The 12,240-nt window shown below is 66.4% G+C and carries 7 protein-coding genes; 3 read left to right on the forward strand and 4 right to left on the reverse strand.

All coding sequences use genetic code 11. The features are described 5' to 3' along the window. Positions 1-108: 108 nt before the first annotated feature. Entirely contained in the window at positions 109-1,986 is a 1,878-nt protein-coding gene (locus tag IOC69_RS12065) for an ABC transporter ATP-binding protein (protein ID WP_366935519.1), read from the reverse strand. Between the two features lie 182 nt (positions 1,987-2,168). Between IOC69_RS12065 and IOC69_RS12070 the strand changes: the two genes are divergently transcribed. After that, the gene (locus IOC69_RS12070; RefSeq protein ID WP_290543808.1) at positions 2,169-3,560 is read left to right on the forward strand and encodes a DHA2 family efflux MFS transporter permease subunit; all 1,392 of its coding nucleotides are present in this window, start codon (positions 2,169-2,171) and stop codon (positions 3,558-3,560) included. Between the two features lie 10 nt (positions 3,561-3,570). Here IOC69_RS12070 and IOC69_RS12075 read toward each other — a convergent pair whose 3' ends face one another. The 3 genes from IOC69_RS12075 to IOC69_RS12085 form a co-directional block, all read right to left on the reverse strand. Beyond that, entirely contained in the window at positions 3,571-5,940 is a 2,370-nt protein-coding gene (locus IOC69_RS12075; protein ID WP_290543809.1) for an ATP-dependent helicase, read from the reverse strand. Positions 5,941-5,998: 58 nt separating this feature from the next. Next, a complete protein-coding gene (locus IOC69_RS12080) occupies positions 5,999-6,196 on the reverse strand; it encodes a hypothetical protein (protein ID WP_290543810.1) in 198 nt (65 codons plus the stop codon). Between the two features lie 86 nt (positions 6,197-6,282). After that, positions 6,283-6,768 carry a thioesterase family protein gene (locus IOC69_RS12085; protein ID WP_290543811.1) on the reverse strand — a complete coding sequence of 162 codons (486 nt, stop codon included), beginning with the start codon at positions 6,766-6,768 and terminating at the stop codon, positions 6,283-6,285. Between the two features lie 35 nt (positions 6,769-6,803). On the opposite strand from IOC69_RS12085, the gene IOC69_RS12090 reads away from it, so the two are divergent. Together IOC69_RS12090 and IOC69_RS12095 are read left to right on the forward strand one after the other, a co-directional pair. Next, positions 6,804-8,195, forward strand: a complete 1,392-nt coding sequence (locus IOC69_RS12090) for an FAD-linked oxidase C-terminal domain-containing protein (RefSeq protein WP_290543812.1) — start codon at positions 6,804-6,806, stop codon at positions 8,193-8,195. Positions 8,196-8,233: 38 nt separating this feature from the next. Further along, the gene (locus tag IOC69_RS12095) at positions 8,234-12,001 is read left to right on the forward strand and encodes an AsmA family protein (RefSeq protein ID WP_290543813.1); all 3,768 of its coding nucleotides are present in this window, start codon (positions 8,234-8,236) and stop codon (positions 11,999-12,001) included. Positions 12,002-12,240 lie beyond the last annotated feature (239 nt).

The raw sequence follows: 12,240 nt of genomic DNA on the forward strand, positions 1-12,240 counted from the left end.
CAACCAGACAAAGAGAGAGCATGCTCTGGCCCCGCCACATGCCGTAACGTCGGCCAAAGCTGGCGCCCGGCTTTCGCTGGGGTTGCCGCGCCGTGGAGCCGAGGCCATTTATTCGGCTGCCGCGAGATCGTTGTCTTGCACGAGGAAGCCGCCGGACTGGCGCTGCCACAGCGAGGCATAGAGCCCGCCCCTGTCGAGCAGTTCGCGATGCGTGCCATCCTCGACGATGACGCCCTTGTCCATGATGACCAGCCTGTCCATCGCCGCGATGGTGGAGAGGCGATGGGCCACCGCGATCACCGTCTTGCCTTCCATGAGGGCATAGAGATTCTCCTGGATCGCCTGTTCGACCTCGGAATCCAGCGCGCTCGTTGCTTCGTCCAGCACGAGGATGGGCGCGTTCTTGAGCAGAACGCGGGCAATGGCAATGCGCTGGCGCTGGCCACCCGACAGCTTGACGCCACGCTCGCCCACATGCGCCTCGTAGCCGCGGCGGCCCTTCGGGTCCATCAGCGTGGCGATGAACTCGTCGGCATGCGCCTTCCGCGCCGCAGCCTCGATCTCGGCCATGGTGGCGTCCGGCTTGCCGTAGCGGATGTTGTCGATTACGGATCTGTGAAGGAGCGAGGTGTCCTGCGTCACCACGCCGATCCCGGCGCGCAGCGAATCCTGCGTCACATGCGCGATGTCCTGCCCATCGATGAGGATGCGGCCCTTCTCGAGGTCGTAGAAGCGCAGCAGCAGGTTGGAGAGGGTGGATTTGCCGGCGCCCGAGCGGCCTACGAGGCCCACCTTCTCGCCCGGCGCGATGGAGAGGGTCAGGTTCTGCACCACTGGCCTGTCGCGCGCGATCAGCGGCTTGCCGTAGTTGAATGTCACGCCATCGAACAGGATGGCGCCTTTCCTGACGGTCAGCGGCTTCGCATCCGGCGCATCCCTGATGGAGCGCTCGCGGGCGATGGTTTCGATGCCGTCCTGGATGACGCCGACATTCTCGAACAGCCCCGCCACTTCCCAGATGATCCACTGCGACATGGCCTTCAGCCGCAGCGTGAGGCCCACCGCGAAGGCGATGGCGCCCGTTGAAATCGAGCCAGCGTGCCACAGCCAGATCGCCATGGCCGACATGGTGAAGATGAGCACGCCCGAGAGAATCTGCAGCGCCGTCGTCATCAGCGTCGACATGCGCATCGAGTCGTTCACCGATTTCAGCATCCAGTCCATGCCTTCGCGCGCGTAACCGTCCTCGCGGTCGGCGTGGGCGAAGAGCTTGACGGTGGGGATGTTGGTGTAGCTGTCCACCACGCGGCCCGTCACCAGCGAGCGCAGCTCCGCCTGCACCTGGGAGAGTTTGCCCAGCCGCGGCACGAAATACCAGCAGGCAGCGGCATAACCCGCAAGCCAGATCAGGAGCGGGATCATCAGCCAGCGGTCGGCCGCCGCCACCAGGATCAGCGCGCCGAGGAAATAGACCGCCACATAGACCAGCACCTCGGTGAACTTCATCACCGCATCGCGCACGCCGAGCGCGGTCTGCATCACCTTGGTCGCCACGCGGCCGGCGAAATCATTGGTGAAGAAGTCCATCGACTGGCGCAGCACATAGCGGTGCGCCACCCAGCGGATGCGCATGGCATAACTGCCGCGCAGGCCCTGGTGGGAGACGGCTTCCGAAAAGAAGTTGAGGACCGGGAGCAGCACAAGCGCCACGCCGCCCATGATCATCAGCTGCGTGCCGTGATCAGCCCAGAAGGTTTCGCGGTTCGCCGCCGTCAAAAGGTCCACGAGCTTGCCGAGGAAGGCGAAGAGATAGACCTCGAGAAGGGCGATGACCGCCGAGAGCAGCGTCGAGACCAGCAGCAGCGGCCAGAACGGCTTCGTATAATGCCAGCAGAAGGCGAGGAAGCCCTGGGGCGGCATGTCCGGCTGCTCGGGCGGGAAAGGGTCGACCAGCGACTCGAGCCTGGTGAAGAAACGGTCAAACACAAAAATGCTCCGGGGCGCGCGGGCAGGCGGGCAGGGGCGCGCCAAAAGGGTCCGATTCAGTGTGAGGCGACTTATAAACGCGGGAAATCGGGCCGGAAAGGGGCAGCGGCCCCGGGGTGGTCCACGGCGCCCCTGCGTTATCGGCATGAGTCCGGAAGCTTGGCCCGTGGTATTTGGGCGCCATGTCATCCTCCCGGCTGATCCCCCTCATCATCGCCTCCGCACTGTTCATGGAGAACATGGATTCGACGGTGATCGCCACCTCGCTCCCCGCCATCGCCAGGTCGCTTGGAACCGATCCGATCATGCTGAAGCTGGCCTTCACCACCTATCTGCTCAGCCTCACCGTCTTCATCCCGGTCAGCGGCTGGCTGGCGGACCGCTTCGGCTCGCGCCACGTCTTCCGGGTGGCGATCGCGGTGTTCACGCTGGGTTCGCTGGCCTGCGGCATGGCGAGTTCGCTCGGCGGCCTCGTGGCGGCGCGCGCCCTGCAGGGGATCGGCGGGGCGATGATGGTGCCGGTGGGCCGCATCATCCTGCTGCGCACCGTCCCCAAGGCGGAGCTGGTCGATGCGCTGGCCTGGCTCACCATTCCGGCGCTCATCGGCCCCCTGGTGGGGCCGCCCGTCGGCGGCTTCATAACCGACAGTTTCGGCTGGCGCTGGGTGTTCTGGATGAACCTGCCCTTCGGCATACTCGCCTTCGTGCTGGCCACGGTGCTGATGCCGGAGATCCATGCCGACAAGGCGCCGAAGCTCGATGCGGTGGGCTTCCTGCTCTCGGGTCTCGGCCTTTCGTCCTTCATCTTCGGGCTCACCATCATGGGGCGAGACCTGCTGCCGGGCTGGACGCCCACGCTGCTCATGGTCCTCGGCGCGGTGCTGGCCGGACTCTATGTGCGCCACGCACGGCGCACCGAGCACCCCATTCTCGACCTGTCACTTCTCAGGATCGAAACCTTCCGCGCCGGCGTCGTCGGCGGCAGCCTGTTCCGGGTGGGCGTGGGGGCGGTGCCCTTTCTGCTGCCGCTGATGTTCCAGCTCGCCTATGGCATGAGCGCCTTCCAGTCCGGCATGATCACCTTCGTGGCGGCGGCGGGCGCCATCTCGATGAAGCTGGGCGCGGCGAAGATGATCCGCCGCTTCGGCTTCCGCAAGCTGCTGCTGGTCAACGGCGTCATGGCCAGCGTGTCGATCTCGGTGATGGGGCTCTTGTCGTCATCCACGCCCTATCTGCTGGCGCTCTCGCTGCTCTTCGCCGGCGGTTTCCTGCGCTCGCTGCAGTTCACGGCGCTGAACGCCATGTCGTACTCGGACGTCGATCACCGGCAGGTGAGCTATGCGACCAGCCTTTACACCGTGGCGCAGCAGCTCTCGCTGTCGCTGGGCGTGGTGTTCGCCGCCTTCGTGCTGGAGGCCGCGCAGTGGTGGCGGGCGGATGAGACGCTGACGCCGATGGACTTCACCATCGCCTTCGCCGCGGTGGCGGCCTGCTCGCTCACGGCCTGCCTGCAGTTCCTCGCCCTGTCACCCGGCGCGGGCGAGGCGGTGAGCGGCAAGAAGGTGGCGGCCTGAGCCGCGCGGCTCAGGCCCTGGTCACGAAGCTGTCGATCACCCGCTTCTCGCCCGCCTTGTCGAAGTCGATGGTCAGCTTGTTGCCCTCCACAGCGCTGATCACGCCATGGCCGAATTTTTCGTGGAAGACGCGCTCGCCCTTGGCATATTTCGCCGCCTCGGCGCCCCGCGCCACCATCTCGCCCTCGATGAAATGGGGGGTGGAGCGCTGAGCCTTGCCTTCCGACCAGCGTTGTTGGGCGCGCTGCCAGCCGGGCGTGGCATAGCTGTTGCCGAAAGGCCTGGGTTCTTCGTCAAAGCGGCTCTTGCCATAGGTGCCGAGCCCGAAGCCGCCATAACTCGTTGCCATGGGGGCCACCTCGACATGCACTTCGGGCAATTCGTCGATGAAGCGCGAAGGCAGCGCATTCTGCCACAGATTGTGCACGCGCCGGTTCTGCGCAAAGGAAATGGTGGCGCGGCGCTTGGCGCGGGTGATGCCCACGTAAGCGAGGCGGCGCTCTTCCTCGAGGCCTGCGCGGCCCTTTTCGTCGAGCGAGCGCTGCGAGGGGAAAAGGCCCTCCTCCCAGCCGGGCAGGAACACGGTGCCGAATTCGAGGCCCTTGGCGCCATGCATGGTCATGATCGAAACCTTGTCTTCCCCGGCTGACTGTTCGACGTCCATGACGAGCGCGATGTGCTCAAGGAAGCCCGCCAGGTTCTCGAAATCGCCCATGGAGCGCACGAGTTCCTTGAGGTTGTCGAGGCGGCCCTGCGCCTCCGGGCTCTTGTCGTTCTGCCACATTTCGGTGTAGCCGGACTCGTCGAGCACGATTTCGGCAAGCTCCGTATGGGGCAGACCCTGTGCCATCTGCCGCCAGCGACCGAAGCTTTCGATCAGCTTGGCGAGCGCGCTGCGCGTCTTGGCGGGCAGCTCGCCGGTGAGCGACATGGCCTCCGCGGCGCGGTAGAGCGAAACCCCTTGCGCCCGCGCAATGGCATGCATGCGCTTCACCGAGGTGTCGCCGATGCCGCGCTTCGGCGTGTTGATGATGCGCTCGAAGGCCAGGTCATTGTCGGGCGAGGCGACGATCTTGAGGTAGGACAGCGCATCGCGCACTTCGGCGCGCTCATAGAAGCGCGGACCGCCGATCACGCGGTAGGGCACGCCCAGCGTGATGAAGCGGTCCTCGAAAGCGCGCATCTGGAAGGAGGCGCGCACCAGGATCGCCATATCGTTCAGCTTCTCGCCCTTGCGCTGGAAATTCTCGATGTCCTCCCCGATGACGCGGGCTTCCTCGTCGCCGTCCCAGTGGGCGCGCACGATGACGGTCTCGCCATCCTCGCGGCTGGTGTGCAGCGTCTTGCCAAGCCGGCTCTCGTTCTTGGCGATCAGGCCCGAGGCAGCACCCAGAATCTGCGGTGTGGAGCGGTAGTTGCGTTCCAGCCGGATCACCCTGGCGCCGGGGAAGTCCTTCTCGAAGCGCAGGATGTTGTCGACCTCGGCCCCGCGCCAGCCATAGATCGACTGGTCGTCATCGCCCACGCAGCAGATGTTTCTATGGCCCTGGGCCAGGAGCCTGAGCCAGAGATACTGCGCCACATTGGTGTCCTGATACTCGTCCACCAGCATGTATTTGAAGCGGCGCTGATAGTCCCTCAGCACGTCCGGGTGTTCCTGGAAGATGCGCAGCACCTCGAGCAGCAGGTCGCCGAAATCCGCCGCATTCACCACCTTCAGCCGCTGCTGGTACTCCCGGTAGAGCTGCCCGCCGAGGCCGTTGGCGAAGCCATGCGCCTCGCCCGCGGGCACGCGGTCCGGCGTCAGCCCGCGGTTTTTCCAGCCGTCGATCAGGGAGGCGAGCTGGCGGGCCGGCCAGCGCTTCTCGTCCACGTCATGGGCATCCAGCAATTGCTTCAGGAGCCTGATCTGGTCATCCGTGTCGAGGATGGCGAAGCCGGAGCGGAGCCCCGCGAGCTCCGCGTGGTTGCGCAGGATCTTGACCCCGATCGAATGGAAGGTGCCGAGCCAGTGCATGCCCTCCACCGCGCCGCCGATCAGCGCGCCGATGCGGTCGCGCATCTCGCGCGCCGCCTTGTTGGTGAAGGTCACGGCAAGGAGCTGCCCCGGCCAGGCCTTGCCCGTGGCCAGGATGTGGGCGAGCCTGGTGGTCAGCACCCGCGTCTTGCCGGTGCCGGCGCCCGCCAGCACGAGGAGCGGCCCATCGGTGTTCTCGACGGCGGCGCGCTGCTCGGGGTTGAGGCCCTTGAGGTAGGGCGGTTCCCCCTGCTGACCCATGGCGCGCGCCGCCAGTCCCCCGGGCCTGATCGCGGGGGCGGGCTGCTCGTCGCCCGGCTGCCCGTCCCCGAAGTCATTCAGGTCAAAATTCTTGCTGCTCATTCCAAAGGTCCGAATCTATCGGACCAATATAGGGCTTCCGGGAACGAAAAGCGAAACTTCAGGCCGCCTGCAGCTTCGCGCAGTCGGAGGGGCGCTTCAGGCTGCGGACGGCGCCCTGAAGCTGGCGCCACGTCTCCGCCGTCTCCATATCGCCCAGGCGTTCGCAGATCTGGGCATGTTTTGCGGCTTCCGATTCGGCGCCGAGCCCGTGAACGAAAACAAGCGCTTCCGCGAACAGGTTGAGACCGGTGTTCATGATACTCGCCTCCTTCGTTGATTCTTCAGCACGTTATGAAGGCTTAATGCGCCGTTAATGTTGCGCGAATGTGACGTCTTGCGGTGTCAGGCCTTTTTCCGGATGCCAATCTTGTGCCCAACTTGCGGCGGCGTCGGCAGATGGCGGTGCGCCTCGCGCATTGCTTCGATCTTTTCCATCACATCGGGCGGGAAGGGCGCGGATTTCTTGATCCCCATGTCGATGTGCATCACGATGATCTCGGTGACGCAGGAGAGCCACCCCTCTCCGGCGTGGAACATCTGCTGCACATAGTGCACGCGCTTGGCGTCGCAGTCGAGGAACTGGGTTTCGATCCGCACCGAATCACCGGCGTGAAGCTCGCGCACATAGGTGTTGTGGCATTCCAGGGTGAAGAAGGAGTGGTTGCGCTCCTTCACATAATCCGGCCCCAGCCCCACCGCGGCGAAGGCCTCGTCCCCGGCGCGGTCGAACAGCACATTGTAATAGGCCATGTTGAAATGGCCATTATAGTCGATCCACTGGTCCTCCACCTTGAGCAGGGACCCCGTAAAGGGGGCTGGATAACCCATCGCAAAAACTCCGGTTTGCGGTTAGTTTCGGTTTCATGGATAGCCCGCTTCCCAAGACCAGCACAACTCAGACCATCGCCGACATCCGCTCCTGGCTGGGCGACCGTCTCTCGACTGCCCCCGCCGTGCGCGAACAGCATGGCAAGGACCAGACGTGGAACCCCGGCGCACCGCCCGACGCGGTGGCCTTCGTGAGGAGCACGGAGGAGGTGCGGAGGATCGTCGCCGCCTGCGCGAAACACGGCACGCCGGTCATTCCCTATGGCACGGGCACCTCGCTCGAAGGGCATTTCTCCGCCCCCTTCGGCGGCATCTCCATCGATGTCTCGCAGATGAACCACGTCCTTGAAGTCAACGCCTCCGACCTCGACTGCCGGGTGCAGGCGGGCGTCACGCGAAAGCAGCTCAACGCCCATCTCCGCGACCAGGGCCTGTTCTTCCCCGTCGATCCGGGCGCGGATGCCAGCCTCGGCGGCATGACGGCCACGCGCGCCTCCGGCACCAATGCCGTGCGCTACGGCACCATGCGGGAAAACGTCCTCAACGTCACCGCCGTCATGGCCAATGGCGAGATCATCCGCACGGGCTCACGCGCCAGGAAGTCGTCGGCCGGCTACGACCTCACCCGCCTTCTGGTCGGCTCCGAAGGCACGCTGGGCGTCATCACCGAGGTGGCGCTGAAGCTCTATGGCATTCCGGAAGCCATCGTTTCCGCTGTCTGCCCCTTTCCCTCGGTCGAAGCCTGCTGCGATGCCACGATTGCGGCGATCCAGATGGGCATTCCGGTGGCCCGTATCGAGCTGGTGGATGCCGAGCACGTGAAGGCCTTCAACGCCTATTCCAATCTCGGCCTCACGGTTGCGCCCACGCTGTTCCTCGAATTCCATGGCACCGAGGCGTCCGCGCAGGAGCAGGCGGAAACCTTCGCGGCCATCGCCGGGGAGCTGGGCGGTGGCCCCTGCGGCATCGCCACCAGGGAGGAGGAGCGGCAGAAACTGTGGCAGGCGCGGCATGACGCCTTCTGGGCCACCAAGGCGCTGATGCCGGGCAAGGAGGCCTTCGCAACGGATGTCTGCGTGCCGATCTCGCGGCTCGCCCGCTGCGTGACGGAAACCCAGGCCGATCTTGCCGCCAACAACCTCTATGGCCCCATCGTCGGCCATGTGGGCGACGGCAATTTTCACGTGGTGCTCTATTGCGACCGGTCGGATGCCGAAGAATACAAGCGCGTGAAGGACGTTTATGGCCGCATGATCGACCGCGCCATCGCCATGGGCGGCACCTGCACCGGCGAGCATGGCATCGGCTCGGGCAAGCGCGCCTATCTCGCCAGGGAGCATGGCCCCGCGCTGGCCTTCATGCAGCAGATCAAGCGCGCGCTGGACCCGGAGAATATCATGAACCCCGGCAAGAACGCCGCCCTCTGATGGCCCGCCGCAAGCGACAGAACCCGGGGCGAAGGACGGTGTGGAAATCCCCCGTTCTCTATTTCGGCATCCTGCTGGTCATGCTGGTTGCGGGTCTGCTGGCCGCACCCTTCGTCATCGACTGGAATAGCTACCGCGCCGACCTCGAGGCCTATGGTAGGAAGCTGACGGGCCGCGGGGTTGTCATCGACGGGCCTGTTTCGGCGCGGCTCTTCCCGTGGCCGCGCCTCACCATCGAAAACCTCCGTGTCGGCAGCCCGGAGAGCATGGACGCCAGGGACTTCGCCTCGGCGCGGCGGCTCACGGTCAACATGACGCTGCAGGGTCTGCTGCAGGGCGGCATCGACGTCGAAAGCATCGCCATCGAGCAGCCGGAACTCACCATGGAACGGCTGGAAACGGGCGAGGGCAACTGGATGCTCGAGCCCTCGGCTGACCTCGTCAACAGCGACATCCTCTCGCGCGTCAGGCTCGACAGGATCGCGCTCACCGGCGGCACGGTGAAATTCCGTGACCGCCGCCGCGACGAGACGGTGACGCTCGATGGCATTGACGCTGACGTCGCCTCGCCCGGTGTCGCGGGCCCATGGCGGCTGCGCGCCGGGGCTGTTTACAACGGCACGCCGGTGAACATCGCGCTCAACACCGCGGCTTATGTGAAGGGCCAGCCCTTTTTGTTCGGCGTCAAGCTGCAGGCGGCGGACAATTCGGGTGGCGTCTACAGCTTCGATGGCAGTTACAAGGACGGACTGGCCCAGGGCAGCGTTCAGGTATCGTCGGCGCAGCGAGAGGGCGGCGGGGGCGATGCCGGGGGTCAGTTCCGCCCGCTGATCTTCACCGCCAGGGCCAGTGGCAATCTCGACCGGGTCGATTTCACCGACATCGAGCTGGCGCGTGATGACCCGGCCGATGCAACCGCCATCGCCACCGGGTCCGCGTCGCTCAGTTTTGGCCGTCATATCGACGCGGTTGCCGATCTCTCCGCCTCGGTTCTCGACCTCGACGAACTGGCGGGCGCGAGGTCGCGCGATGTGCTGCGCCAGGCGGGCAGCATCGCGGTTATTGACGGCCTTCTGGCGCTGCTGCCGCAGGACATGAGCCTCGGGGGCAGCGTGAGGGTGACCTCGCTCAGAAGCGGGGGCCAGAGCTTCGACAATGTCGAACTCGTCATTGCCGCCGACCGCGACCGGCTCAGCATCAAGCGTCTTGCATCCGGCCTGCCCGGGCGCAGCGACATGCTGTTCAGGGGCAGCTATTTCACCGCGCCTGGCGGCGGTGAGCTGTCGGGCGACCTGGGCCTTGAGGTCAATGACCTGCGCGAATTCACGCTGTGGCTGTGGCCCGGCCTGAAAGAAGGCCTCGCGCCGCTGTGGACCGGAAGCCGCGGCCGCCTCAAGCTGCAGACCGGCCTCAGCCTCGCGCCGCAGGGCCTGCGCCTCACGGGGAGCCAATTCGAACTCGACGGCGAGCCGGGCAAGGGTTCGCTCGCCGTAACCTCAGCCGGGCGGGGTGCGGTGGATGTCGATGCCGAAAGCGGCCGCTTCGACCTTGATGCCTATGCGCCGCAGGGCATTCCGGCCATCCAGGCCGCGGCGCAACAGGGCGCGGACGGGCTTCTCGGCGCGCTGCTGCCGCGGCCCGATGCGCCGGACCTTCGCCTCATGGTCAAGGCCGGCGAACTCGCCATGAACGGGGTGACCGCAAGGGACGTGACGCTCGACCTGCAGTCCGGGGCCAATGGCATGGACCTCCGTACACTGAGCATCGGGGCGGTGGGCGGCGCCAGTGTGGCGGCCTCGGGCCTCATCCTCGATAATGGCAAGGGGGCGGACGGTTCCATCAGTCTCGACATCAAGGCCGGTGACCCGGGCGAACTGATCAGGCTGATGGGGCTGGCAGGCGCCGCCGGCCTGCCGCCATGGGCGCAAAACCCCGGCGCCACCGTGCTGCGCGCCGATCTCGGCGTGAATCCGGGGAAGGGGGGCTCCGTCATCACGCTCAAGGCCGGCGGCACGGCGGGCCCGCTTACCCTTGCCGCCTCCGGCAGCGTCGCGCCGGACAACAGCTTCACCGGGACTGCGAAGATCGATGCGGCGGCTTCGCGTCCCGTCCTCGCGCTCATCGGCCTCGCGCCACTGGGGCAGGATGCGCTGCCCGCAAGCATCGCCCTCGCGGCGCGGGGCCGCATGGCGGCGGGCTTCGACGCCACGGCGACACTGCAGGCGCTGGGCGGGCGGCTGGATTACGAGGGCGCTTTCGATCCGCTGGCGGAAGGTTTTGGCATCAACGGCAAGCTGGCGCTGCGGGCCACCGATGCGGCGCCGCTCTTCGCGGCGTCGGGCCTGCCGGTGGCGGATTATGCCGGCGGTGTGCTGGTGGGGGATGCGGCGCTGGGCTGGGCCGATGGCAAGTGGACGCTCGCGGAAATCAATGGCCGCCTCGGCGCCGCGCCCTTCAGCGGCGCGGCGAGCCTCACGCCCGCCATGGTGCTGGACGCGCGGCTCGACACCGGCACGCTGCGCCTTGGCGACCTGATGGCCGCAACCTTCCTTGACTGGTCCGGCCCCGGCGGCGGGCTGGAGACGGGCTTTGCCACCGCGCTGCCCTTCGGCCTCACCGGGCAATTGTGGCTGACACCGGCATCGCTGGACGTGCACCGCCATTTCACGGCGAGGAGCGCCTCGGTGGGGATCGCGGCGAAGCCCGGCGAAATTCACCTTGCCATGCTCGGCAAGGATGAGGGCGGGCGCGGCGCTCAGCTTGATCTCACGTCGACGGGAACGGCGGAAAGCCGCGTGCTTTCCGGCAAGATGCGCATGCCGGTCGATCTCGCGCGGCAGCTGGCATTGGCGGCGGGAGGGCCGGTTGCCGCGGGCGTGGGCGAGGTGGACCTTACTTTCCGCAGCGAGGGCCGCAGCCCCGCCGCGGCGCTTGCCGCTGCGCAGGGCCAGGGTCAATTCGCGCTGGAGGGCTTCACCTTGCCCGGTGTCACGCCGGCGGCCTTCACCACCGCGCTCAATGCGGCGAAGGACGCCAGCGCCATCGCCGCCGCCTTCGCGGCGATGCGCCAGGGTCCGGGCCTCGCATTCGGCGCGGTCAGCGGCATCATCGGCCTTGCCGGCGGCGAGATGACGTTCGCGACCGTGCAGCACGTCGATGACGACGCCGGCGTCTATGTGAAAACGGTCGCCGACCTGGCGCAGGGCGAGATCGACATGGAGGTGGGCGTCTCCCTCAAGGCACGGCCCAACCTGCCGCGGATGAGCGTCGCCTATGCCGGGCCGCCCCTGGCGCTGGTGAGGAGCGAGGACAATTCCGAGATCGCCACTTCGCTCGGCGTCAGCCTCATGCAGCAGGGCATCAGCGAGCTTGAGCGCCTGCAGCAGGAGCAGCTGCGCCTGGCGCGGGAGGAAGAGAGGCAGCGCGCCGAGGACGAGGCGCGGCTCCAGGCCTATTACGCCCAGCGTGACGAGCTGCTGCTGCGCAAGCGCGAGCTCAAGGTTCAGGGCGAGATGCAGGTGATGGCGGCAGACCGGCTCCGCCGCCAGATCGAGGCGGAGCGCGCCGCCAATGCCGAGATCAACAAGCAGGAGATGCGCCAGCGCATGCGCGAGATCAGGACCTGGCGCAGGACGGCGGATGCGCGAGGGTCGAGACCGGTCTTCGGGCAGAACAACGATGCGGCGCCCACCCGCCCGTCACCCAACATCCGCAAGCCGCCGAAACCCGGCCCGGTGATCCTCGCCAACCCGCCCGGGGCACCGGTGATCATTTCCCCGCCGCCGGACAAGGCCTTCTCGCAGTAGCGACCATTATTGCCAACACCCGGGCCAGGGCTGGCGCCCTGGAGCGGCGGGCGGTCAATTGACTCCATTAGGATTTCCCTCCCCCTCGTGGGTGTACAGACCGGGGAGATAGGTAACGGGTGTTCGGGGACATAGGTAACGGTTTTAGCATTGTTGGGTTGGCTTTGCGAGGTCGAAGCTGGCGATGCGTTGGTGGCGGTAATGGACGTGGTAGGCGCCGTCGGTTTTTGTTGGTCTGA

The sequence above is a fragment of the Aestuariivirga sp. genome, from assembly GCF_020252405.1.
Taxonomy (GTDB): domain Bacteria; phylum Pseudomonadota; class Alphaproteobacteria; order Rhizobiales; family Aestuariivirgaceae; genus Aestuariivirga.